At 44.9% G+C, this 26,024-nt stretch carries 18 protein-coding genes; 9 read left to right on the top strand and 9 right to left on the bottom strand.

Features of this window, described 5'->3' with window-relative positions:
• Positions 1-128: 128 nt before the first annotated feature.
• Positions 129-1,577 (bottom strand): NF041680 family putative transposase, encoded by a 1,449-nt coding sequence (locus RID53_RS09130; RefSeq protein ID WP_446387809.1) that lies wholly within the window; start codon positions 1,575-1,577, stop codon positions 129-131.
• A gap of 83 nt (positions 1,578-1,660) precedes the next feature.
• Here RID53_RS09130 and RID53_RS09125 point away from each other — a divergent pair, with 83 nt between their 5' ends.
• Entirely contained in the window at positions 1,661-2,095 is a 435-nt protein-coding gene (locus RID53_RS09125) for a hypothetical protein (RefSeq protein ID WP_446387808.1), read from the top strand.
• 35 nt (positions 2,096-2,130) lie between these two features.
• On the opposite strand, the gene RID53_RS09120 is transcribed toward RID53_RS09125, so the two are convergent.
• Positions 2,131-2,730 (bottom strand): filamentous hemagglutinin N-terminal domain-containing protein, encoded by a 600-nt coding sequence (locus RID53_RS09120; RefSeq protein WP_446387807.1) that lies wholly within the window; start codon positions 2,728-2,730, stop codon positions 2,131-2,133.
• Between the two features lie 459 nt (positions 2,731-3,189).
• On the opposite strand from RID53_RS09120, the gene pruA reads away from it, so the two are divergent.
• The 4 genes from pruA to trmB all read left to right on the top strand — a co-directional run bounded on the left by pruA (position 3,190) and on the right by trmB (position 11,529).
• Complete coding sequence (gene pruA / locus RID53_RS09115) at positions 3,190-6,267, top strand: L-glutamate gamma-semialdehyde dehydrogenase (protein WP_446387806.1); 3,078 nt, start codon at positions 3,190-3,192, stop codon at positions 6,265-6,267.
• A 169-nt stretch (positions 6,268-6,436) separates the two neighbouring features.
• Positions 6,437-9,280 carry an ATP-binding protein gene (locus RID53_RS09110; RefSeq protein WP_446387805.1) on the top strand — a complete coding sequence of 948 codons (2,844 nt, stop codon included), beginning with the start codon at positions 6,437-6,439 and terminating at the stop codon, positions 9,278-9,280.
• A gap of 39 nt (positions 9,281-9,319) precedes the next feature.
• A complete protein-coding gene (locus RID53_RS09105; RefSeq protein ID WP_446387804.1) occupies positions 9,320-10,771 on the top strand; it encodes a hybrid sensor histidine kinase/response regulator in 1,452 nt (483 codons plus the stop codon).
• Between the two features lie 122 nt (positions 10,772-10,893).
• A complete protein-coding gene (trmB, locus tag RID53_RS09100) occupies positions 10,894-11,529 on the top strand; it encodes a tRNA (guanosine(46)-N7)-methyltransferase TrmB (protein WP_446387803.1) in 636 nt (211 codons plus the stop codon).
• 589 nt (positions 11,530-12,118) lie between these two features.
• Here the strand turns inward: trmB and RID53_RS09095 are convergent.
• The gene (locus RID53_RS09095) at positions 12,119-14,038 is read right to left on the bottom strand and encodes an AAA-like domain-containing protein (protein ID WP_446387802.1); all 1,920 of its coding nucleotides are present in this window, start codon (positions 14,036-14,038) and stop codon (positions 12,119-12,121) included.
• A 333-nt stretch (positions 14,039-14,371) separates the two neighbouring features.
• Here RID53_RS09095 and RID53_RS09090 point away from each other — a divergent pair, with 333 nt between their 5' ends.
• The gene (locus RID53_RS09090) at positions 14,372-14,527 is read left to right on the top strand and encodes a hypothetical protein (protein ID WP_446387801.1); all 156 of its coding nucleotides are present in this window, start codon (positions 14,372-14,374) and stop codon (positions 14,525-14,527) included.
• Between the two features lie 364 nt (positions 14,528-14,891).
• Positions 14,892-15,578 (top strand): DUF4388 domain-containing protein, encoded by a 687-nt coding sequence (locus RID53_RS09085; protein WP_446387800.1) that lies wholly within the window; start codon positions 14,892-14,894, stop codon positions 15,576-15,578.
• 211 nt (positions 15,579-15,789) lie between these two features.
• Here the strand turns inward: RID53_RS09085 and RID53_RS09080 are convergent, their stop codons facing one another.
• The 4 genes from RID53_RS09080 to RID53_RS09065 all read right to left on the bottom strand — a co-directional run bounded on the left by RID53_RS09080 (position 15,790) and on the right by RID53_RS09065 (position 20,037).
• Positions 15,790-16,206 (bottom strand): hypothetical protein, encoded by a 417-nt coding sequence (locus tag RID53_RS09080; RefSeq protein ID WP_446387799.1) that lies wholly within the window; start codon positions 16,204-16,206, stop codon positions 15,790-15,792.
• A 21-nt stretch (positions 16,207-16,227) separates the two neighbouring features.
• Positions 16,228-17,196, bottom strand: a complete 969-nt coding sequence (secF, locus tag RID53_RS09075; RefSeq protein WP_446387798.1) for a protein translocase subunit SecF — start codon at positions 17,194-17,196, stop codon at positions 16,228-16,230.
• Positions 17,197-17,421: 225 nt separating this feature from the next.
• Complete coding sequence (secD, locus tag RID53_RS09070; RefSeq protein ID WP_446387797.1) at positions 17,422-18,828, bottom strand: protein translocase subunit SecD; 1,407 nt, start codon at positions 18,826-18,828, stop codon at positions 17,422-17,424.
• Between the two features lie 225 nt (positions 18,829-19,053).
• The gene (locus tag RID53_RS09065) at positions 19,054-20,037 is read right to left on the bottom strand and encodes a pyruvate dehydrogenase complex E1 component subunit beta (RefSeq protein ID WP_446376209.1); all 984 of its coding nucleotides are present in this window, start codon (positions 20,035-20,037) and stop codon (positions 19,054-19,056) included.
• Between the two features lie 410 nt (positions 20,038-20,447).
• Here RID53_RS09065 and RID53_RS09060 point away from each other — a divergent pair, with 410 nt between their 5' ends.
• The gene (locus tag RID53_RS09060) at positions 20,448-21,737 is read left to right on the top strand and encodes a septal ring lytic transglycosylase RlpA family protein (RefSeq protein ID WP_446387796.1); all 1,290 of its coding nucleotides are present in this window, start codon (positions 20,448-20,450) and stop codon (positions 21,735-21,737) included.
• A 155-nt stretch (positions 21,738-21,892) separates the two neighbouring features.
• Here RID53_RS09060 and RID53_RS09055 read toward each other — a convergent pair whose 3' ends face one another.
• Together RID53_RS09055 and RID53_RS09050 are read right to left on the bottom strand one after the other, a co-directional pair.
• Positions 21,893-23,761: a PAS domain-containing sensor histidine kinase gene (locus RID53_RS09055; protein WP_446387795.1), complete on the bottom strand. Its 1,869-nt coding sequence runs from the start codon at positions 23,759-23,761 to the stop codon at positions 21,893-21,895.
• A gap of 284 nt (positions 23,762-24,045) precedes the next feature.
• Positions 24,046-25,347: an ArsB/NhaD family transporter gene (locus RID53_RS09050; RefSeq protein ID WP_446387794.1), complete on the bottom strand. Its 1,302-nt coding sequence runs from the start codon at positions 25,345-25,347 to the stop codon at positions 24,046-24,048.
• 75 nt (positions 25,348-25,422) lie between these two features.
• Between RID53_RS09050 and RID53_RS09045 the strand changes: the two genes are divergently transcribed.
• Positions 25,423-25,932 carry an N-acetyltransferase family protein gene (locus RID53_RS09045; RefSeq protein ID WP_446387812.1) on the top strand — a complete coding sequence of 170 codons (510 nt, stop codon included), beginning with the start codon at positions 25,423-25,425 and terminating at the stop codon, positions 25,930-25,932.
• The last annotated feature ends 92 nt before the right edge of the window (positions 25,933-26,024 follow it).

The raw sequence follows: 26,024 nt of genomic DNA, 5'->3' as shown, positions 1-26,024 counted from the left end.
TTGGACTTTGGACAAAATCAGTATTTTTGCGTATTACTTACGCAAATAAAATAAGGAACAATAACTCCTCTATCTCAGCTCGAAGAAAAGCTCAGAAATACCGGATTTAGAAGGTTACAGAGTAAAGCTTAGGAGACTTGGCTCTTTTGGTTTTTACAAAATGGTTGTTTTTTGATAACTTTATGGCGAGTTCTCGGCTCTTTTTTTTCACCTTTAATTCGTCCGGGAGAATAACCACGACGTTTGGGGGATTGAGCAGGTGTACCCAAAGACGAAATAATTCGATAGAAGTCCCGTTGAACTAAGCTGGGTGTAACTTTGAGCGATTCAGTTTGAGTCAAATAACCCTCCCAAGGGCGAGGTAAAACAGTCGCTAATTTCCTGGCTTGCCACAAATTTACGTAAGCTAACAAGGTCAATTGAAACCAATTCTCTTCGTGATTAATTTCAGGAGTAAAATAGGTAGTCATCAACAATTTCTGTTTACCAAAACGGAAAAAATGTTCTAAATCATAACGTTGCCCATAAGCTTGATGACAGTCTTGAAGGCTCAACTCATGACGGCGAGAACCAATCACAATCAACCAGATATGTTTCCAGACAGATTTCCCCATGTCATCACTCACCATAACTTGAAGTAATCGAAAAGGATATTTGTGCATCTTGTACTCCTTAGTCCCCTTCATTAACAATTGATTCCAACCGGAAATTTTGAGATTCAGGTTCCGTCCCCTTTTCGTAGTAAAAGTTGATTGAAAGACTTCATCAGGTTGGCTCCAAGTCGTCTCGTCTTTAAGATCAAATCTGTCTCCATACCAACGAGGATGACCCGATGATTTTTTAGGAGAATCTGAGGGGATAAATTTTCGGTAGAAGACTCGATTGCTTTTAACTCGAATAATGGAAACTAAGTTATCTTCATTGACTTGTTGATTGAGAAAAGCTCGTTGACTGTAGAGACTATCCGCCACGAGAACGGATAACTTATCTTTCCAGGGAGCTGATTCATGATGGTAAATTGTTGTCAGTTGAGTTTGAGCCACATCAATATCTTTTTTGTCGGCAGACACTCGTTGTCCAGACAAGGGAATTGCCCAAGAGACATTTCCGGTTTCACTGGCTTCTGGCAAGGCAGCAACGACCGAGTAAGAGTGACCAATATTTACAGGCTTATTTCCTTTAATAGTATTGGGTTGATAGATGTAGCTTTTGTCGGACAAAGTGGCTGAATAAGGTCTGGGACAGGGAGTTGCGTCTACTCCAAATAGGTAAAAATGCCGCTCAACTGGGTCAGGAACTGTAGCCGAAACGACCGAAAATAAGTCATCAATAGCTTTGGGATAGTCGGGATGACTTGGAGTCGGTAAAAAATCTTGAATACCTTTATATAAACTGTTATAATCTCGGCGAAACAAAGGATTCAATGACAGTGCAGCGACTGAAGAAGCTTGTAAGTTAGATGAAAGAGAATCGAGTAACTCCATAACTGAACAGCGACGCGAACCAAGGGCTTGATAGAGATGGTTTCTCCACGCTCTGAAATCCTGGACATCGGCAGCTAATTCTTGATTAGTCATTTGCTAAAACACCCGGCAAAATAGTTAGCGTAAGATATACGCAAACTTAATTCTAATAGAGAAGTGGTTCAATCTGTAAGCTAATGACCCAACCTAATTCCTTGAAAACCTCTCAAGAAGCCTCGCTCAGAGTCAAACAAATCAAGGCGACTATTCGTAAGCTAAAGCGACAAATCCAAAAAATAGCTTCAGAAGGAGAAGTGGCTCCCCCCCATTGTCATGTGATTCGTTATCAGACGAAGCAAAATCAAAAAATTTACTGGTATTATAAGCTACAAGCCATTGAGCCGATTTTCCCTAGGGCTAATGACAAGAATAAAAAAAGCAAATACTTATATTTAGGAAAAGCGGGAAGTGAGGCTCATATTGATGCTGTGGAGAAAGTAATAAGAAGGGGACTTATCGACGAATTGGAAAGAGTTATTAATTCTCTCCAGTCAAGTTATTTAGATGTTTGTTTTGGCGGAGAAACTGAGCCGGATATCTCTGGGAGAAATGAGGGAGTTAAAGACGAGTAAAACTTTTCGGTCATCGTCAAATTAATTCCTCTTAATTAAGTTAAGAATAAGTTTGCGTAAAAATTACGCAAACTTATTTTTTTTGTCCAAAGTCCAAGTGTTCCCGCTAGCGCTTGGTAATTAACCTCTCCAAAAGCGCTGAATTGCCCTGTCGCAAAATCGATGCTGCTTGCAGTAGTTGCAGCGAAAGACCCCGGCACATTGAGTTGGGCGTTCGGTCCGAAAACAATTCCTGCTGGATTCATCAGATAGAGGTTAGCAGCCCCACCACTCACCTGTAGCAATCCATCAATTTGAGAAGGGCTGCGACCAACTACACGACCTAGAACGTTGCGAATCTCAGGGTTAGAAAGAAAGTTGGCAATTTCCTGCTGGGTCAGACCGAAAGACTCAAAGCTGTGAAACAGATTTTGCCCGTCTCCAGAGAGCATTCCGCCAGTGATGTTGTAGGTTTGACCATCAATAGTAACGACTGTACCTGTGCCATCAGTGGCGGGTGTGATGCTCTGCGCGTAAGCATCTCCAGAGATTAGCAACAGAGAAACCGTACATGAAGTGGCGAAAACCCTATTCAGTTTCCTTGCTCTAAAAACCATTAAGAAATAACCCCAATCAAGTCTATTTAAATTACTCAATAAAGCTAAACACTAGAAAGTGTTTGCCCCGAATAATTTTTCTGATTTTCCTTGATCATAACAACTTATTGATTATTTGAAAACCATAGCAAAAAAACATAACAAACTACTCCTGAATTAGCACCCAGAAACAGTCTCACAGGTCTTAAGAAGAGGATGTGATCGCAATCATCCTGAAAATTTCAAGCGATCACAGCAAATACCTGGACATAAGTTGTTTTCGCTTTACTAAGAAATGTTAACAAGCTTCAAATGCTTACTGTTGCCTGTTGCCTTGTCCTCAGGGTTAACGTTAATTCTGTCCGACTACTTAGAATCTGACCCAAAGGTTTGTTGTAAGCGATACCAGCGCTTATGGCACGCTTTGTGCAACTCCAAACCTGCACGATTGGCTCTAGCGGGATATAATAAAGAGTTCGAGATAAATGCTTTAGCCCAGAAATAGGAGTCTACCTGCCCGTGGTTGTACAAGTCGCCAACAGCATCTACGAAACCCAAACCACTGAAATTGCCAAACAGCTTCTTGACGCCACTCGGCAAAAACGCTCCTTTTTTGCCCAAATGCGCGATCAGATGCGCTGGGATGATAAACTCCTAGCTTGGGCGATGAGTAATCCCGGTTTGCGGGTGCAGCTTTTTCGCTTCATTGATGCCTTACCCGCCCTTCAGAGTAAAACTGAAATTGCTCGTCATTTGCAAGACTATTTAGGGGATGAGTCGGTGGAACTTCCCGCCGCCCTGAAAAATTTACTCAATTTTGCGAATCCTGACTCGATGCCGGGACAATTAGCAGCTTCAACAGTATCTACGGCGGTGGAAACCTTAGCGAATAAGTATATCGCTGGGGCAACGATTAAGCAGGTAATGAAGACGATTGAACGCCTGCGGAAAGATAAGATGGCATTTACCCTAGATTTACTGGGGGAAGCCGTGATTACCGAAGCCGAAGCCCAGTCTTATCTGGAACGCTATCTGGATTTGATGGAACAGTTGACTCAGGAAGCGAAAAGTTGGTCAACGGTGTCGGAAATTGACCAAGCGGATGGGGAAGATTTACCACGAGTTCAAGTCTCGGTTAAGTTAACCGCATTTTATTCCCAATTTGACCCCCTAGATCCAGAAGGTAGCAAAAAACAGGTGTGCGATCGCATCCGGATTCTGTTACGTCGTGCCCAGGAATTGGGGGCGGCGGTTCATTTTGATATGGAACAGTATGTCTATAAGGACATGACTCTGGGCATTCTCAAAGAATTGTTGATGGAAGAGGAATTCCGCGATCGCACGGATTTAGGCATTACCCTACAAGCCTATCTGCGAGATAGTAAAGGGGATTTAAACGATATTATCACCTGGGCAAAAGAACGGGGCAATCCCCTCACCGTGCGTTTAGTTAAAGGGGCATATTGGGATCAGGAAACGATTAAATCCTTACAAAACCATTGGCAACACCCCGTTTATAACCAAAAAAGCGCCACCGATGCCAATTTTGAGGAAATGACTCAGCTATTGCTAGAAAATCACCAGTATCTCTATGCTGCCATCGGATCACATAACGTGCGATCGCAAGCCAAAGCCATCGCGATTGCGGAACAGTTGAATATCCCCCGTCGCCGCTTCGAGATGCAAGTTCTCTATGGAATGGGGGATCAACTCGCCAAAGCCTTAGTGCAACGGGGACATCGGGTGCGGGTTTATGCGCCCTATGGGGAACTGTTACCGGGAATGGCATATCTGATTCGCCGCTTACTGGAAAATACTGCCAATAGTTCCTTCCTGCGCCAAAGTTTAGAAGAACGCCCGGTTGAGGAATTAATCGCCCCGCCTGTAGTGGATGAGGAACCTGATAATCGGGAAGCAGGGGGAGTTAACTCAACACTGAGTCAGGGCGGGTTTCGCACAGACGTTACCATCAATAACCAACAGAAAGTCCCTAAACCCGCCCCTACACACTCAACACTCAACATTCAACAATTCGCCAATGCGCCGGATACCGATTACGCCCAAGCCGAAGCCAGGGAAAAAGCCCAAACCGCCCTGGAAACTGTGCGCCAACAACTAGGGAAAACCTACTATCCCTTGATTAACGGCGACTATCAACCCACCCCCGCAACCGTTGATTCCGTTAATCCCTCGAATCCCAGTGAAATTATCGGTAAAGTGGGATTACTCTCCATCGACCAAGCCGAAACTGCCTTAAACGCCGCCAAAGCCGCCTTTCCCGGATGGCGTCGCACCCCGGTTAAACAACGGGCGGATATTTTGCGTCAAGCGGCGGAGTTAATGGAAGGGCGTCGGGAAGAACTTTCAGCCTGGATATGCTTGGAAGTCGGCAAAGCCTTACGAGAAGCCGATGCGGAAGTCTCCGAAGCCATCGACTTTTGCCGTTACTACGCCTCGGAAATGGAACGGCTGGAGGGCGGGTATATCTATGATGTGGCTGGGGAAACCAATCGCTATGTCTACCAACCCAGAGGAATTGCGGTGGTGATTTCGCCCTGGAATTTCCCCTTGGCGATTGCGACGGGAATGACGGTAGCGGCGTTAGTCGCGGGAAATTGTACCCTCCTCAAACCCGCTGAAACCTCATCGGTGATTGCAGCGAAACTGGCAGAAATATTAGTCGAAGCCGGAATTCCGAAGGGAGTGTTTCAATATGTTCCCGGTAAAGGTTCCCAGGTGGGGGCGTATATGGTGAAGCATCCAGATACCCATGTAATCGCCTTTACGGGTTCCCAGGAAGTGGGATGTCGCATTTATGCCGATGCGGCAATGGTTCAACCGGGTCAAACTCACCTAAAACGGGTAATTGCCGAGATGGGCGGGAAGAATGCGATTATTGTGGATGAAAGTGCGGATTTAGATCAAGCCGTGGCGGGTGTGGTGAAGTCGGCATTTGGGTATAGTGGTCAAAAATGTTCCGCCTGTTCACGGGTAATCGTTCTCGACCCTATCTATAATACCTTTATCGAACGATTAATTGAAGCCACGCGATCGCTCAATATTGGGGCGGCGGAATTACCCAGTACCCAAGTTGGACCGGTAATTGATGCTACTGCCAGAAATCGAATTCAGGACTATATTGAAAAAGGGCGGCAAGAGGCAGAAATAGCGGTGGAATGTGAAGTCCCAGACACGGGTTATTTTGTCAGTCCCACAATTTTTACCAGCGTTTCACCCGATGCCAAAATTGCCCAAGCGGAAATCTTTGGTCCGGTTGTAGCGGTGATTCGAGTCAACGATTTTCCCGACGCCTTGGTTGTAGCTAATGGGACAAAATATGCCCTGACGGGAGGATTATATTCTCGCACCCCCTCCCATATTGACCAAGCATCTGCCGAGTTTGAAGTGGGTAATCTCTATATTAACCGCACGATTACCGGGGCAATTGTTTCGCGTCAACCGTTTGGCGGATTCAAATTATCAGGGGTAGGATCTAAGGCGGGGGGACCCGATTATTTACTCCAATTTTTAGAACCGCGCACGATTACCGAAAATATTCAGCGTCAGGGGTTTGCCCCAATTGAAGGAGTTGATTAAGGTGATGAAAATCAAGACTTGGAGGTAAGATTTAAAGGAGATCCCCGACTTCTTCAAGAAGTCGGGGATCTGGTAAAAGGATCAGCGAATTTTGAATACAGTTCTGGATAGATTAGGGTAGCATCTGAGTCGTCAAATCCACTCATTACTCGTAGATTAACACTGACGGATGTTACCCAGTTTTTTAGCAAAACCCTCTCTAAAAATGCGTTTGCGCCTTGTCCTTGTTATTCCTTTCTTGCTGCAAATTACGGCAGCAGTGGGATTGACGGGTTGGCTTTCCTTACGCAATGGTGAACAAGCAGTGCATGAACTTGCCAGTGATTTACGTCACGAAATCGCTGCCCGGATTGAACAAAAACTCGATAGTTATCTGCAAATCCCCCATGCCTTTAATAAACTCAATGCCAATGAAACCTGTCTGAATCAATTAGAATTAGACAATTTGCTGGATTGTGAGAAAACCGTCTGGCATCAGATGCAAGTTTTTCCGGTTAGCGCTACAGCTATAGCAACAGAAGATGGTAAATATCTGGAAGTGGTGCGACAAGAGGATGGGAGATTTCAAATTCATGAATCAGTGAATTATACTAAATATATTTATGCCACGAATCAGCAAGGAAATCGGATCAAGTTATTAGAAACTCCTGCCTACGATGATCACCGCACTCGACCCTGGTATGAAGAGGCGGTAAAAGCAGGTGAGGCAACCTGGAGTGAGGTGTTCCGTTATGAACATGAAGATACATTAGCGATCGCGGCGAGTATGCCCCTGTATCAGGATGATACCTTGCTGGGGGTCACCAGTACAATTCTGTCTCTGTCTCATATTGGGGACTTCCTGGAAAACTTGGAAATTGGTGACTTTGGACAGACGTTTATTTTAGAACCGAAGGGGAAAGGAACCTTAGTTGCTACATCGATGAGTGAAGAGACGTTTGTCTCTACTGATCATCAGGCGAAATCAGAACGGAATGACTCGATTACCAGTGATAACCCACTAATTAAGGCGACGGCTGACTTTTTAGTTGGGAAATTTGGCAGCTTTGAGACTATCCAAGGGGAATATCAGTTAGATTTTGAGTTAGATAAAAAGAAGCAATTTGTCCAAGTTCTCTCCTTTCAAGACGATCAAGGACTCAATTGGTTGATTGTTGTCGTGGTTCCCGAAGATGAATTTATGGCACGCATCCACGCCAACACCCGTACAACCATTCGCCTCTGTGTGGCGGCGTTGATTCTGGCTACGCTTTTGGGATTATTTACCTCGCGTTGGATTAGTCAACCCATTTTACGACTGAGTATGGCATCTTGTGCGATCGCCAGTGGGGAACTTGATCAACGAGTCAAAGTCGAAGGGATTTATGAACTGCGGATTTTATCCAAATCCTTTAACCAAATGGCGCAGCAGTTGCAGGAATCCTTTACCGCCTTGGAAAATGCTAAAGCTGAACTGGAATTGCGAGTCGAACAACGCACAGCAGAATTGAAAACAGCAAAAGAAGAGGCGGATACGGCGAATAACGCCAAAAGTGAGTTTCTGGCAAATATGAGTCATGAACTGCGAACGCCACTGAATGGGGTGTTAGGCTATGCCCAAATTCTGCAACGATCAAAAACAATGAGCGATCGCGAACTTGATGGGGTGCGGATTATCCATCAATGCGGTTCTCATTTGCTGATGTTGATTAATGATATTCTCGATTTAGCGAAAATTGAAGCCCGGAAGATGGAACTCCATGGCAGTGATATTCATTTTCCCTCATTCCTGCGGGGTGTTGTCGAAATTTGCCGGATTCGGGCGGATGCAAAAGGCATTTCCTTTATCTATCAACCCACTTCATCCCTTCCTGCTGGTATCCACGTAGACGAAAAGCGACTGCGACAAGTTCTAATTAATCTCCTCAGCAATGCGATTAAATTTACCGATACCGGCGGCGTTACCTTTAAAGTCGGCTATGGAGATAACCAAGACAATCACAGTATCGGGGGACACAATGGAGACAAACCAGAAGGTGTCTCTCATCTACGGGAAACCTCAACCCCTCCCCATCACCAAATCCGGTTTCAAATCGAAGATACCGGGGTAGGGATGAGTCCCCAACAATTGCAACGCATCTTTTTACCCTTTGAACAAGTGAGCGATCGCAAACGTCAGGCGGAAGGAACTGGACTAGGTTTAGCGATTAGCACCAAGATTGTACAGCTTATGGGTAGTACAATTCAAGTCCACAGTGAAGTCGGTAAGGGGAGTGTATTTATCGTGGATCTAGACTTACCCGAAGCCCGAGAATGGATTCAAACAACTCCCGCCTTTACTCAAGGTAGAATTATTGGCTATCAGGGCAAACCCCAAACCATCCTTGTCGTCGATGATCGCTGGGAAAATCGTTCAGTCGTGGTTAATTTGCTCGAACCCCTAGGATTTGATGTCATTGAGGCAAATAATGGTCGAGAAGGATTAGATATCGCCATGACAGCTACGCCAGATCTAATCATTACCGACTTGATCATGCCAACTATGGACGGCTTTGAGATGATGCGACACATTCGCCAGTCCAAAACCCTGAAAAATATGCTAATCATAGTATCGTCAGCCAGTGTTTTTGAGATGGATCGGCATCACAGTTTGGTAGCTGGGGGTAATGATTTTCTGCCCAAACCCGTTCAAATTGATGAGCTACTCCAGACGTTACAACACCATTTGGGACTGACCTGGATTTACGAACCCGCATCAGGGAATGGTAGTCAGTCAGCGGCTGTTAAGGTAACAACATACGAGCAACAAAAACCGGGCAAACCCGAAGCAATTATTTTTCCGGAAGAGGAATTAGATATTCTCTGGGATTTAGCCATGAAAGGTCGGATTAAACTTTTGCTCGAAAAAATTGATAGTATCGAGAGTGCGGATAATAAGTTCGCCCCATTTGCTCAATATATACGCCAGCTCGCTAAAGGCTTCCAGCTTAAAAAAATACGAGATTTTATTGAGGAAAATCGGTGCATTCACTAAACGCAATTAACATATCGCTACCCCCTAAAAATTATAGCCATGCTTAAGTCCAACTCTACTACCTTGAACCGGATAGAACAACGCAACAAGGCAATGATAGACAAGTTAAACAAAACGATTATTTTAATTATTGACGATAGTCCCAACAATCTAGAAATACTCTCAGAAACCCTGACTAGCGCTGGATTTGAAATTGCCGTTGCTCTTGATGGAGAAACCGCGCTTGAGCAAATTGCTTATGATCCACCGACCTTAATTCTGTTAGATGTGATGATGCCAGGAATTGACGGATTTGAAACCTGCCGACGCCTGAAAGCCAATCCTGACACTCACGAGATTCCGATCATTTTTATGACGGCTTTGACCGATACCATTGATAAAGTTAAGGGGTTAAATTTAGGGGCTGTAGACTATATCACTAAACCCTTTCAGCAGGAAGAAGTCTTAGCACGAGTTAAGGTGCATTTGAAACTGCGAACCCTAACCAAAACCCTAGAAGAGCAAAATACCCGATTAGTTGAGGAAGTTGAACAACGGGGTAAAGCCGAAGCCGCCTTACAAACATTGACCCAGGAATTGGAACAACGAGTGGAAGAACGGACAAATCAACTCGCCCAAGCCCTCAACAATTGGCAACAAGCCCAAGCCATGCTAGTTCAAAGTGAAAAAATGTCCAGTCTGGGACAAATGTTAGCCGGGGTTGCCCATGAAATTAATAATCCCATTACTTCGATTCATGGCAATTTAAGCTGTGCCAGCGAATACAGCCGAGATTTACTTAACCTCTTGCAAATCTATGCTCAACATTATCCGAATCCAGTTGCCGAAATTCAAGATAAATCTCAAAAAATTGACACAGATTTTCTGGTAAAAGATTTACCCAAAACCTTTAAGTCGATGGAATTGGGCATCGAACGCATTTGCCAAATCATTAAAAGCTTGCGGAATATATCTCGCCTCGACGCAGGCGAAATGATGATGGTTGATTTGCACGAGGGGTTAGAGAGTACGCTAGTTCTCTTGCAACATCGGATCAAACCCACCGGGAAACATTTAGGCATTCAAGTGATTAAAGAATATGGAAAGTTACCGCCCATTGAATGCTATCCTGGACGCCTGAGCCAAGTGTTTATGAATATACTGGCGAATGCAATTGATGCCTTAGAGGAAGCAGAATGTAGAAAGCAAAATTCCGAGACAATTTCAGAGAGTGATACAACCCCCGCGCCTCCCACCATCTGGATTCGTACCAGAGGGATTGATAACCAGCGAGTAGAAATCCGTATTTCTGATAATGGTCCTGGTATCCCTGAAGAGATACAAGAAAAGCTATTCCAAGCCTTTTTCACGACTAAACCTTTTGGCAAAGGAACGGGGTTAGGATTATCGATTAGTCATGAGATTGTCGTGGAAAAACACAGTGGACAATTACGTTGTGTGTCTCACCCTGGAGAAGGTGCTGAGTTTATCATTGAACTTCCGATTGGTTAATATCGTCATTCGTCTTATGTCATTTGTAAGGGTTTGAGGACTATTGACAAAACTAAACCAATCACTGATTTCTTGATAGAATAGCAAAACCTAATACCTGACAAAAGAAGGAGGCGATACCATTGCCGAGAGTTCGCGTGCGTCAACATGTCAATCCCTTGAGTAAAAAATACCTGACTCCAGTAACGCCTCCCCCGTGGGAAAAGGTATATCATCAACCCATGCAACCGCTACATCTAGATATCGGTAGTGCTAGAGGGGAGTTTTTGTTAGAAATGGCAACCCAGAACCCCGATTGGAATTTTCTGGGATTAGAAATTCGAGAACCTTTAGTTGAGACAGCCCAAGAATTGGTAGCGGAGTTAGGATTAGATAATCTTCATTTTATATTTTGCAATGTCGATAACTCATTAGCACCAATTTTAGCCTCTTTACCCCAGGGACTATTAAAGCGCGTAACCATTCAATTTCCTGATCCATGGTTCAAAAAACGACATGCTAAACGCCGTGTGGTCAAACCCGAATTGGTCAATACGTTGGCAAAATACTTGGTCAAAGGTGGCGAAGTTCTTATCCAATCTGACGTTGAAGCCGTAGCCCAAGAAATGTGCGATCGCTTTACCGAGAATCCAGCCTTTCAACGTCAAGGAACCGAGTGGTTAGCCACGAATCCTCTACCTGTTCCCACCGAACGAGAAACCTACACAATAGCCTGTAAACAACCTGTTTATCGGGCGTTGTTTGTGATTGGTGATTAAGTGGGTAATTCGTCATTCGTCATTTGTCATTTGTAATTTGCCATTCGTCATTTGTATTAATTAAAGGTGTAGGGGCGGGTTTAGGGACTTTCTTATCGCTATCGATGATTAGATTTATTCAAAACCCGCCCTTCTACGTCTTGTCAAAAACAGATTCCATTTTATTAATTAAAGGTGTAGGGGCAGGTTTAGGGACTTTCTTCTCGCTATTGATGATCAAGATTTATTCAAAACCCGCCCTTCTACGTCTTGTCAAAAAAAGATTCCATTTTATTGATTAAAGGTGTAGGGGCGGGTTTAGGGACTTTCTTCTCGCTATCGATGATTAGATTTATTCAAAACCCGCCCTTCTACGTCTTGTAAAAAAAAGATTCCATTTTATTAATTAAAGGTGTAGGGGCGGGTTTAGGGACTTTCTTCTCCCTATCGATGATTAAATTTATTCAAAACCCGCCCTTCTACGTCTTATCTTTGATGTTAGTCAGGGCGGGTTTTGCTACATACATTATCGGTGGGATTCAAGATTGAGTGGCTAAACCCGCCCCTACACGCCCCTACAATTGATTGACAGACGTTCCACCGGAACCTCTTACCGGATCGTCACGCGATCGCGCCCCTGTCGTTTTGACTCAAATAGTGCTTCATCAGCCGCCTGCACCAGCTTTAATGGATCATCATCTGGATGGGGAATCATCACAGCGACACCCAAACTCAGAGTGATAATTGAGGAATATCCACACATCCGATAGGGATCATGGGAAATATTTAAGGCTTTGACACGTTCTCGGATTTGCTTTGCTAATTGTACCGCTTGCTCTCCATTTATGTGTGGCATAATTATGGCAAATTCCTCCCCACCAAAACGAGCAACCAAAGCCTCTGGATGCTTGACACACTCCCGAATCGCTTGGGCGATTTGCTCTAAACAAAAGTCTCCCGTCAGATGACCAAACGCATCGTTAAACAATTTGAAAAAGTCGATATCCGCTAAAATCAATGCCAGGGGAACCTTTTCTTCCGCTAATTTCTGCCATTCTTGGGCGAGGTGATCGTCAAAGGTGCGACGATTCGCCAGCTTGGTTAAGTCATCAATTTTTGATAAATACTTTAACTGTTGATTCTCTTGCTCTAACTGTCCAATACGCGGATCAGTTGGCGATTCCAGGGAGAGTTGTTCCTTCAAATAAAGCTGATATAACTTACATCGGATTGTCGCCTGATTTCCCTGTAGTTTTATCAACCCCATACTCTCTAACTTATACGCCGCGATCGCATCTAAACGCACGCTCTCTGTTGCCATCACCACCTGTTGCAACGCCGCCCCTAACTCCGGATTCTTTTCCACGGTGGCGAATTGACGCCGCAAATGATGACTATAGACTCCCGCCAGGGTTGGTGCTTCCTCTAATAACTGCGCCAAGGTGAGATCAGTATAACGTAGGTGATAAAGTGCCAGTTGAATTAAATAAGGATGTCCTCCCACCATTGCCATTAAGTCGGCGGCTTGAGAATTATCCATCCAATCCAGTTGGTAACGACAGGCTAACTCCTGCACCTGCTCTAACGTCAACTCTGGTAGAAGAATCGGTAGTCCCACATTAAAGGGAGATTGATTAATATTTAAAGAAATATAAATTTCAGTCGAATGCACCACAATGAAACGCAACTGTTGTAAATTCTCATCCAGTTGGGCTTCTTCATGCCAGGAACGCAGTAATGGCAGAAAGTCCCTGGCAATTGTGTCATACTCTAACAACCGATTAACTTCATTCAAGGTCAAGAGAATCGGCGTGTCAATTTGCTCCAGCAGATATCCTTGAAAATAGAAGGTGCAGCTAACTTTGCTACCAATATCTTTATCCCAATAGTCATCCAGATTAGGTGGGATCTGCAACTGCCGAGCGACGTTAGCGCAGAACCAGCGCAGAAATTTATCCAGGTTGATAAAAACACTTTCATCAGCTTGTTGGAAGTCGAGATTAACTGTATGGAATCCTTGCGCCTTAGCCTGAGCAATAATCCGTTGCAGCAGAGAACTTTTTCCCATCTTTGAGGGCGCTTTGATCCGAATAATACTGCCGGGTATGCCAAGTTCTGCGTAAGCGAGTTCTTCGACAGGGGGGCGATTAATGTAAAATTCGGAGTTAAGTGGCAAAGGACTACCAGGGAATTCTAACCGATCTGGTGTTCTGGTTTGGTTAAACATAGTATCGCTTGAGTTGGCTAGGGGAGGTTGGGCTGAAATATCTTTTGTTCTGTTGATAATATAGTGCTCAAAGACAGTATTGATATTATTTTTAGTGACTTTTTCTCCAATAATATGAGAAAGACGTTGCCAAAGTTTAGCACCAACATCTCGAATATAACTCTCTTCATATCCGATGTTAGCCGAAATTTCCGTATAGGTTAACCCTTGCCAAGTCAAGTGAAAGACTTGTTCTTGAATGTTACTCAGTGGCGGATCACGAAGCATCGAACTCAAGACAGCTAGCGCTTCTATACTATTCATTGAGTATCATTATGTGTTGCATTAACTCAGTCGCTTTAAGTTTATTTTAAGGGACAGAGTGCCAAAAACCAACATTTTCCAACAAAAATGTCTATTTTGGTTCATCCTGAACACCAGAGCGGAAAGTAAGTAGGTGGACATAATTAACGTGAACGGTGAAGATCGTCATTCGTCATTCGTCATTTGTAAGGGTTTGAGGCTTGTGTACAAAACTTAGTACAGTGACGTTTTCTTTTGTCCGACTACTTATAGAACATTATCCAACAGACAAAGTAGAAGGGTATAAGTATGTAGAATGCCTTTATTAAGCGAGTTATTACACAGACGCCGCGAGTGAATGAGCGACTTGAAAACTTATTAGTCTGTTCAAGCCTAAACAGAACTCAAACGTCATTCCAGCCGACGGATTGCAATCAGAAAATGAGTCATGCGATCGCGCATCTAGAACCCTCTATGCAAAACGGTCAAGCCATAGTCAACTCACAGTAATTTACCCGTAGTCATAGTCAGGGCAATAAATTCTCAATTAGTGCAATGATTAGTTAGTTTACAAACGGGATAAAATACCGCTCACAGGATACACATAACATTCATATTAGCGCTGTTTCTCAGAACGATGAATGCTGGTTTTCGGTCGGAGATAATGGCATAGAAATTGCTCTGAGACGTAGCCGCCAGATGTCCCAATTTTTTCAACACCTGAATAGCAAACAGAGTATCCAGGAATAGATAATTGATTTAGCCCTGTGTGAGAAAATAGTGGACAATCATCGTGGTAGACTTTGGGTGGAATCTTAACTCGGTTAGGGTTCAAGGTTTTACTTTACTTTTGCTGATTATCAGGATTAAAATTATGGGTACTCAAGGCACTTTAATTGATTTTCCTCTACCAGCGATTTTTCAGTGGCTTGAGAAAGGAGGGAAAACAGGTGTACTAGCAATTCATCCTTTTAGCGCTGTCCGTTTCGCGTCTGATACAAACTTGCAATCAGATGTAAGCGTTAGAGGAAACACGGGAGATGAGGAAGATAGGGCGTCAACCCTCAAGACGCGCCATAGAACGTCTCAAGAATCAGTCAGGACGAGTTTTGAACATACGTTACCACCTGTAGCCAAACCAAAGCCGATCAACTCGTCTCTACACATTGAACACTTCCCCAATCACTACATTTGGATTGCTCAAGGTCGAATAGTCGCCGCCGCTAATCGGTTCGATGGACAGGGTTTGATATCCCTGATTCGACGAGATCAATGGGTAAGCGATCGCGTCTTAAGCAAATTATTACAGCGTTGCTCCCTGAATCACCAACCCTTGGGGTTATGGCTCAAAAGTCACGGAGTCTTGGATAGCGCACAACTCGAACAAATCTTTGAGATTCAAATCGTAGAGCAAATTGTTCCCCTATTTCAACTCAAGGATGCTCAGTTTAAATTTGAATTGAGAGCGGCTCTCCCTGCACTGGAAATGACTGGTTTAAGCATATCCACAACCCAAGCCACAATGATGATATCGGGAGTGTTGAAACAGTTTAGTGGGTGAAATGTAGAGACGTGCCATGGCGCGTCTGGAAGTAGAGGGAGCTGGGGAAGTCGTGAGTTAACTCAAAACTCTACCTTACACTGTTGCCTGTTGCCTGTTCCCTGTTGCCTGTTCTTTGACAAATGGCGAATGACGAATGACGAATGACAAATGACGTAGCTTGCTTCTCGCGAAGGCGAGTATGACGAATGACGAATGACGAATGACAAACTTAACCGCGATCGCAAACCCATTTCCATAGCGGATGACTCGGACCTTGATGACATATCCGACGCACCTGATGCGCCAAGCGTTGTTTTTCGGCGGTCGGAATTCCAAATAAAATGTTGCGACTTTGCCACACTAAAACTGCTGTTGTCGTCCCCACACAGATAGCTAGACCCAAAATAGGCAGGCGGTTAAATGCAATACTATATCGCAGACCCGACCAGGTAAAATGCTCTTGCAACAACAATAACTCATAACGCCAACCCCAAAGACTCAGCGGAGCAACACTAATCCAGAGAATACCCACGAATAACCAACGACCATACACCGTAAGTTGATGAAGTCGCTGAACTTTCACCTTTATTGTCGGCTCAAGGTGATCTGGAATATTGTGAGAAGACTGAGTGTCTAACGGCTCCATTATAATTAAAGACAATTCCGATTATGCTTTGTCCAAAAATTCAGCTTCGATAACCTGAGTGGCTTTGGTTTGACCCGTGCGTTCTCTCCAGAATGCTAATAGGGTACTGGCAACAAAAATACTCGAATATGCACCTGCGATAAACCCTACAATTAGGGCTAGGGCAAAATATTTTAACGTTTCTCCGCCAAACAAGAAAATAGACACCAACGTTAATACCGTAGTTAACGTGGTATTAATTGACCGGGTAAGGGTTTGATTAATCGCATCATCAACTATTTGATCAATATGTTGGTCGGGATGCTTGGCAATGACCTCCCGGATGCGATCGTAAATAACTACGGTATCATTAACAGAAAATCCAATAATTGTCAAGAGAGCGACCACAAAAAGGCTATCAACCTCTACCCCTTGGACTAAACCCAAAATAGAGAAAATGCCCAACGTGACCAAGACATCATGAAGTAAAGCGATAAACGCCAAAAAAGCATAGTCAAACTGAAACCGGAACGAGAGGTAAACCAGAATCCCGGCAAAGGAAACGAGTAATGCCAGTAAACCGGATGTAAATAACTGCCGTCCGATGATTGGACCTACAGTATCAATTTGAGTCGCGGCTGGATCGAATTCCCCAATCCTTTCACTTAGGGCTTTTTGTAACTGACTGCGCTGTTCAACATCCAAAGTTTTGGTGCGAATTGTCAACCCTTGTTGTTCAGCACCGATACGCTGAATCGTACTATTACCCAGATCCTGTTCATTGAGAACCTCGCGCACCTCTGCCAGCTCTATCGGTTCGTCGCAGTTACCGGGTACACCACAATCGAGTTCAACTTGTAGACGTGTCCCGCCGACAAAATCGAGACCAGGACGCAGAGGCGCTCCTAGCTGTGCCGTAGAAATCGCCATGGAAGCGATACCAGCCAAGATGATTACGGCGGAAATGATCCACCAGAGCGATCGCTGTTTGATTACACTAAATTTGGTCATTTGTCATTCGTCATTCGTCTTATGTCATTCGTCATTCGTCTTATGTCATTTGGTCGGGGCGGGTTTTGCCGCCAAGCTAACGATAACAATCAATATTAGTCCCTAAACCCGCCCCTACACACAGATGTCATGGCATCTCTTTACATGACTCCCCCAGCTTCCTCTGCTCCCTCTGCTCCCTCTGCTCCCTCTGCCCCCTCATCACCCCATCACCCCATCACCCCATCACTGAGACGGTGACAGATTCGGACAGAACAGTTGCGGCTTCTGGCGCACTCCAGGAAATCCTAAAACCAACAACAGCATAAATGTGCGAGTACAGGTAAGGGCTGTAAACATACTGATCACAACTCCAATTCCTAGGGTAACGGCAAAGCCTTTAACTAAACCTGACCCTAGCCAAAATAGAGCCGCACACGCAATCAACGTGGTTAGGTTCGAGTCCAAAATACTGGAAAACGCTCGATAAAAACCCGATTCCACAGAGCGATATAGAGTTTTTCCCTCGCGTAATTCTTCTCGCGTCCGTTCAAAAATTAGCACATTCGCATCTACCGCCATACCAATACTGAGAATAAACCCAGCAATTCCTGGTAGAGTTAACGTTACACCAATCAGGGCAAAGGCGGCTAGGGTGAGTAGAGCGTAGATACTCAGCGCCACATTAGCAATTAAACCGGGGAGACGATAGTAGATTGCCATAAACAGCAAGACTAAAATTAAACCGCCAATGGCAGCATAAACGCTGCTTTGAATACTGTCTCGTCCCAACGTAGCGCCGACAGTGCGATTCTCTACGATTTCCACAGGTAACGGTAACGAACCCCCTTTGAGTTGGGCGGCTAAGTCACTTGCCCGTTGCACATCAAAATTCCCGGTAATCACAGCACTACCGCCACTAATCCCCGTTTCCGCGTATTCCGGACCCACGGTGGGGGCACTAATCAAGGAGTCATCCAGGAAAATCCCAATACTGCGCCCGGTACCCGCCAAGTCTCTAGTCAGTTCCGCAAATCCTTGTCCCCCCGCCGCATCAAAACGGATGGCGACTTGCCAACCATTACCGGCTTGAGTCGGTTGCGCGAAGGCATCCTTGAGGTTTTTCCCCGTCACATCTGTCTTCTCAAACAATTCTGCGATCGCGGCGTTCGAGCGTTCTAAAGCCGCTTGATTTTCTGCGATCGCCTCTGGATCACCACCCTCTTCACTCTCCAGTAGAGCGGCTTGTTCAAATAGCAGTTGCTGACGCAACTGTTGCTCAATCGAAAGCTGGGCTTCTGTACCCGGTATTTGCTTACGGAAATCCAGTTGGGCGGTTCCCCCTAGCACCCGTTCAGCCTGTTGCGGATCATTCACACCGGGAAGTTGTACTAATATTTGGTCGGAGCCAATGGTTTGAACTTGAGATTCAGAAACACCGAGAGCATTCACGCGACGGTCAACCACAGTTCTCACAGCTTCCAACTGATCCGGCGCAATTTCGGTAATCTCCTCTGTGGTTTTCACCTGAATCGTCAGTTGTGCGCCACCCCGCAAATCAAGTCCCTGCTGAAGAGGAATCTTCACCAGCACTACGATTGCCAGAATGATCAGGACTAGAATCAGGGCTACTAACGAACGCTGTCTTTGCATAACTTATGACTCGCCGCAACAAATGCTATCTTAATCTGTTTATACTCATATCTTGCACCATTTTCAGTAAGCCCCCCATCCGCCAAGAACTCAACGTCTTGACAAGCGAGCTACTGTCCACGCTGAGTAGAGCGAAATCCCTATCCAGTCAGCTTTAGCTGACTTGAGCTTTTAGCCTTGGGTTTAAACCCAAGGCGGTTTAAGGGGAGTGGTGCAAGATCTGAGTTAGATCTGTAGTGCCAACATCTTTTTTACTCCCTCTGCAATCTGCTGAGGTTGGACAATGGTTAAGCTTTCCAGAGTGCCATTATAAGGAGTGGGGATATCTTGAGACGAGAGTCGCAAGACAGGAGCATCCAATTCATCAAAGAACCGATCATTAATTGATGCCGTTACCTCCGCCCCAATACCGCCAGTTTTCATGCATTCTTCCACCAGAATCACCCGATGGGTTTTGCAAATCGACGCGCCAATAGTTTCAAAATCCAAGGGCTTCAGAGAAATCAAGTCAATCACCTCTGGATCAAACCCTTCTTTCTCTAGAGACTTCACCGCTTGCGTAACATGGTGACGCATTCGCGAGTAGGTGAGAATGGTGACATCTTCGCCCTCTCGGACAACCTCAGCTTTATCCAAAGGCAGGACATACTCCTTATCGGGCAAATCTTCCTTTAAGTTATAAAGGAGAACATGCTCAAAGAACAAAACCGGATTATCATCCCGAATCGCCGCTTTGAGTAATCCCTTGCCATTGTAAGGAGTTGAACAGGCGACAATCTTTAAACCCGGAACCGCTTGAAAATAGGCTTCGAGTCGCTGAGAATGTTCCGCACCCAGTTGACGCCCCACCCCACCGGGTCCACGAATCACCATGGGAATTTTGAAATTACCGCCAGACGTGTAACGCAGCATCCCAGCATTATTGGCAATTTGGTTAAATGCCAGGAGGAGAAAGCCCATATTCATGCCTTCAATAATCGGTCGCAACCCTGTCATCGCTGCGCCCACGGCTAGACCGGTAAAACTATTTTCGGCAATAGGAGTATCTAGAACTCGCAGTTCACCGTATTTTTTATACAGATCCTTGGTCACTTTGTAGGAGCCACCGTAGTGACCCACATCTTCACCAAGCACGAATACCGCGTCATCACGAGCCATTTCTTCATCAATAGCCGCACGCAACGCATTAAAGAAAAGTGTTTCTGCCATCAATACCTCACCAGACGTGGCAAATGTCATCCTAGCATTGCATAAGCCGCAGGGGAAGCAGAGGGGCTGGGGAGTGGAGGTGCAGGGGAGCGCACAAAGGACAAATGACGAATTAGGTTTTATTAATTAATAAATGAAAAATACATCAATTAGAATTTCCTATTAATAAGCCAGCGCCATGAATTTTGTGTATGCTAAAACAGCAAGGTAATCAATCATCAGGATGCCGACACTTCTACGTATCTACGTACTTGCAAAAAATCTTACTGTTGCCTATTGCGCTGTTGCCTATTGCCTGTTGCCTCGTCTTTCATTGTGTCCTAAAAGTGAGCAGAAACCTACAGATGTCTGTATACTGAATGACGGTATGAGTCACGGCAGTGCATTCTACGGCAGGATTATTTAATATCATGACTTTTTTCGGATTAGTTTGGACAACATCTTGGGTGGGCTGTTTGCTGGCATCCAGCCAAGGTCTATTAAGAGTACCCGATTATATTGCCAATGCTTTGCCTGCTAAAGTTTTATCTGTTGTTAACAGCCCACTCGAACAACCAACTTCTCGTTTTTTTGCCTCTCCAGTTTATTCAGACGTCAGGTCTAACCCGTCTCCAGTAACGACATTTGCTAACTCAGGATTCACTCAGGATTTAGGCAGTTTACCTTTTCCCTTAGCCCAAACTGTTACTGTTGGAACTCATCCATTTCGGGACACGGCTGAATCGGTTACCTGTCCCGCCAAGTCAGATTCTCCCCATAATCGGAGTAAATCCCAATCCACCTATCATGCTTCCTCAACGTCAGGACATCTCTCCGATATAAGCTTACCCCAGAAAATCTGGAAACTGATCGAGAATTTGTTTTCGTGGGGTCAATCCGCCGAATCAAACGATAAAACCTTGACTGAAGAGGTTGTCCTGATCCGTCCACTCGCTCAAACCAGGACTCGCGGCAGAAAAAGGAGTCAAGTAAGAGGAGTAAAACGAGGCTTTTTGCAATATACCCAAAGGAAGAAAAAATCAGCAGATGTACCAGAAAAGCAGCAATTCCAGGTTGTGGTGAAAGGACGAGCGATCGCCCAATTGCCGACTCAAAAGCAGGCTGAACAGATGGCGAAAAATCTCACGCTGTTGTTCTGTGACTCATCTGATGTATCGGAGATAAATTCATCGGTACGAGCTATGCTGTCGGATGGGATACCTGTGGTGAAAGCAGGCGATCGCGTATTATTTAAAGTGGATGATACCCTAGCCAAAGACTTAGATCAGCATCGAGAACTTCTGGCAATTGAATGGGCAAATAACTTGCGTCTAGCCTTAGGACAAGCGCCATTAAGTTTGGCAGACGCCCAAAAGCAGATGTACAAATTAGTTGAAACATCGAGTACCATTGAAGGTGTAGCATCGTGGTACGGCCCCTATTTTCACGGTCGGTACACAGCTACTGGGGAAATTTACGATCAGCATGATTTGACTGCAGCCCATCCCACCTTACCATTTGATACCTATCTGAAGGTCAAAAATTTAGAAAATGGTCATAGTGTGATTGTTCGCATTAATGATCGCGGTCCTTATATTCCGGGTAGAACTCTGGATTTATCTCGACAAGCCGCTCGTTCTATTCAGAGTGAAAAAGTAGGAGTTATCCCCTTTGAAGCGACACTAATGGAACCACGAGGAAAGATTGGGTATTGGGAATGAAAGAAACAAGGAAGATGAGGAAGTTAACTCAAAACTCTACCTTACCTGTTCCCTGTTCCCTGTGACACACCGAGCGTGTTACCGAGCGCAGTTCGACCAAGCTCACTGATCATCGAGGTAAGTCGAGGTGTTCCCTGTTCTTAGACAAATGACACTTAACTTGGCGCAAGAGACAATTCAGGATGCTTGGTGATTATTTGAGTAATCGGAATCGCGATAACAAACTCTGAACCCATACCCGGTTGAGATCGACAGGTTAACTGACCCCCATGATGGTCTACAATAATTTGATAGCTAATCGATAAACCCAATCCTGTTCCTTTGCCTCCAGATTTTGTCGTATAAAATGGCTCAAAAAGTTTTTGGCAAACATCTGGACTCATCCCCGAACCATTATCGGCAATCCGAATCACCGCATGAGGTACGTTTTGGCAATAACTCGCGCCAGGTTGATTAATACTAATATCCTGAACCTCAGTGCTGATTTTGATGTGATGAGGAGTATCTCCGCCTGACGCTTCCAATACATCTACAGCATTGGTCAGCAAATTCATAAACACTTGATTAATCTGTCCTGCATAACAATCGACTGGAGGCAATGTTCCATAGTCCTTAATCACAGTAATTTCCGGATGTTCAACGCTGGGTTTCAGCCGATGTTGTAAAATTAGCAGAGTGCTTTCCAGTCCTTCATGCAGATCGGCTGGCTTCATTTCATTTTGATCAGCTTTAAGAAATTTCTGTAGGGATAAAACCACTTTGCGAATCCGGTTAGTTCCCACCTTCATTGAAGTCAATAGTTTTGGCATATCTGCCATCAAAAAATCTAGATCAATGTCTGTGATTTGTTTCTGAATCTCGGCGACAGGTTGAGGATAGTGACTGCCATAAAGCTCAACTAAATGCATTAAGTCTTGCAGATAACAGATGGCATAATCGATATTGCCGTAAATAAAACTGACCGGATTATTGATTTCATGGGCAACTCCGGCAACCACTTGCCCCAAACTGGACATTTTTTCGGTATGAATCAGTTTGGTTTGAGTTTGTTGCAACTTCTGTAATAAATCTGTGACATAGTGGGTTTCGGCTGCCAACGCTGATTCAGTTTGCTGGTGCAGAGCAATCTCTTGTTTCAGCCGTTGGTTAATTTGCAACAGTTCAGCCGTGCGTTCTGCCACTCGTTTTTCTAACTCATCATTGGTTTGTTTTAGAGTTTCCTGAGCGAATTTGCGTTCGGTAATATCTCGTGTTACCCTAGCGAAGCCCCGTAATTGTCCGTCTTCTCCCCGTAAGGCAGTAATCACAACATTCGCAAAGAATGTTGAGCCATCCTTACGCACTCGCCACCCTTCTTCTTCAACACGACCTTGCTGTGCAGCTATTTTTAAGCCTTTGTCCGGTTGTCCCTGGGCGATATCCTGAGGGGTATAAAAACAACGAACATGTTGACCGAGAATGTCTGCGGCGCGATATTGTTTAATTCGTTCGGCACCCGGATTCCAGCTTACAATCTTACCCTCTGGATCGAGCATAATAATGGCGTAGTCTTTGACGCCATCGACCAATAAACGAAACCGTTCTTCGCTTTCCCGGTGTGCGGCTTCAGCTTCCCGGCGTTGGGTGTTATCACGAGCAACTGCATAAATTTGGTTCTGCGTGTGACATAAGGTGATGTTCCATAACAGCCACTTATAGGAGCCATCTTTGCAGCGGTAGCGATTTTCAAAGGAGACAATTTCCTCACAGTCCCTGAGCTTTTGCAGTTGCTTCAAGGTCATCTGCTGATCCTCTGGATGCACCCATTCAATCCAGGGACGGGCTTTAAATTCTTGGCTGCTATATCCCAGGATTCGCTCACACATCGGGTTAACTTGCTGCCAATAGCCATCAGGACTGGCAATGAAAAACAAATCAAGGGTCAGGGTTAAAAATTTGTCTTGATTGCTACAAAACTCATGGTGCTTTTGTGTTCTGCCTCCCTGAGACTTAGGGAGAGGAGGTTCTGCTGTTTGGATGATCATCGATTACTTACCTGATTGATGAGACTCAATTGTGCGAGTGAGAGAAACTCAAAATGATACTACAGGTCTCTCAAATACCTAAACCGACTTGGCTGAGTCGCTATATTATCTGGAAAAGCCCAATAACAGCTTGACGTCTGAAGTCTTTCTGTTTTTTGGAAAAAGCTGTTGTGGTCAGGCAAGCAGATACACCCTAGAGTATGATAAAGCCTTTCGATCGTTATTGCTAGTTTATCCTCTAATATAGATTCTCTAGATATAAAAGACAAAGGACAAATCAAACCTTAGACAATTAGCCAGGGAAACCAGAGGGCTAAACTCAGCAAGCTGAGAAATAGAATTGGTAAAGTCAGAATCAGGCTAAGACGAATATAGTAAAACCAATGCAGGCGCAAACCTTTACGTGCTAAAACCTTGAACCAAATTAACGTGGATAAACTACCCAGAGGAGTAATTTTTGCTCCCAGGGTACATCCAATCACATTCGCGTACTCCATCACTTCGCGAATCGCTGGCTCAGTGGTTGTGTCGGAAATGGCTACGGCATTTAGCAACACCGTGGGTAAATTTTGAAATAAGTTTGACAGCCCAGTAGCCAGAAAACCTGTGCCGATGGCTGTCAAGGTTAATCCCCAACTGGAGAGGGCTTCTAGCTGATGGGTGATGACATGACTGATGCCAATTTGACCTAAACAAAGGACGACACCATACATCAGGACGCTAAACCCGATCAATTGCCAGGGAATTTCCTGCCAAACTTTGCCCACAGAAATAATCGGAGTGGTATTTGGGAGAAACCCACGTCTCGCCAATCCTAGCAGAATCAACGCCGCGATCGCGGGTACGATCCAAGTCGGCAGAGCATGGTCTTGGGCAATCCAGTATGCCAGAGGTAGACTGACTAAAATAACCATACCCCATCGACAAACCAACGGATCACGAATGGCTTGGCGTGGTGGCGGGAGGTGAGTAAGTTTGTATGTGACTGGAATGTCTCGATGGAAGTAGAACCAGAAGCTGGCTAAACTGGTTGCGATCGCGACAAATGTCACCGGGGTCATCACCAGAATATAGCGAAACCCGGAAATGTCGCCGTAGTTTACCGCAAGCAGGTTGACCGGATTGCTCACAGGGAACAATAAGCTAGCCGCTTCAGTGATAAAACTAACCGTAAAGACAACGGCGAACACGGTTTTAGCCCTGAGGCGTAGTAAACAAAGGATCTCCATCACCGGAGAAATCCAGATTAATGCCATACCCACATTGGTTAAAACAATTGTTCCCAATGCTCCCAAAAGTCCGCACAAAAGGAAAAGCAGACGCCCTTGACCTATCCCCAAAACCGTTAATTGTAGCGCTAACCCTCGCCAAAACCCGGCTTCATCCAGAATCCGGCACACAATGAGTAGGGCAATCAATGTGAATATAGTATTGCCAACGGTTGCACTAACTCTAAGTTCGTCCATTAAGGACACATCGCTAACCAGAGTAAAAATCCCCCCTGTCAATGCACCCAATCCGATGCCCAATCCTCGCAGTTGCCAGATAATCAGGATAAGCGTGAACAGAAAAATCAATAGTGCCACAGAAAGAAGCCTGTTTAATCACTGATGACCCTTTAGCACTAATATTCTATGGTTTGTCGCCCTAATCCTGCCTTAATGTATATCCGTGATGCCACTGAGGTAGATTTGCCTGCGATCGTGGAAATTTACAATTCGGCTGTTCCCAGTCGCATTGCCACCGCCGATCTAGAACCTATCTCAGTTGAAAGCCGTATCGCTTGGTATCAAGAACATACACCAAACAGCCACCCTCTTTGGGTCATGGACTGCCATGAACGATCCAATTCTACAGGTCAAATTGCTGGTTGGCTCAGTTTTCAGGCTTTCTTAGTCCGCCCAGCCTACCATGCAACGGCTGAACTTAGCGTCTACGTGTCTCCCGATTTTCGGCGTCAAGGAATAGGACAACAACTGCTGCAACGCGCCATCAAACAGAGTCCTAAGTTAGGACTCAATACCTTAGTGGCATTAATCTTTGCTCACAATCAACCCAGCCTACACCTCTTTCAAAAATATGGCTTCCAACGTTGGGGTTATTTACCTCAAATAGCGGATATGGGTCACATTGAGCGTGATTTGGTAATTATGGGACGTCGAGTTTGTTGATTTGTCATTCGTCATTTGTCATTCGTCATTTGTTAGGGAACAGGGAATAGGGAATAGGGAATAGGGAATAGGGAATAGGGAACAGGTTAATG

Source organism: Coleofasciculus sp. B1-GNL1-01 (assembly GCF_040220235.1).
Taxonomy (GTDB): domain Bacteria; phylum Cyanobacteriota; class Cyanobacteriia; order Cyanobacteriales; family Coleofasciculaceae; genus Coleofasciculus.
Note: the sequence above shows the minus strand (reverse complement) of the source record. Positions and strands in the feature narration are given on the sequence as shown.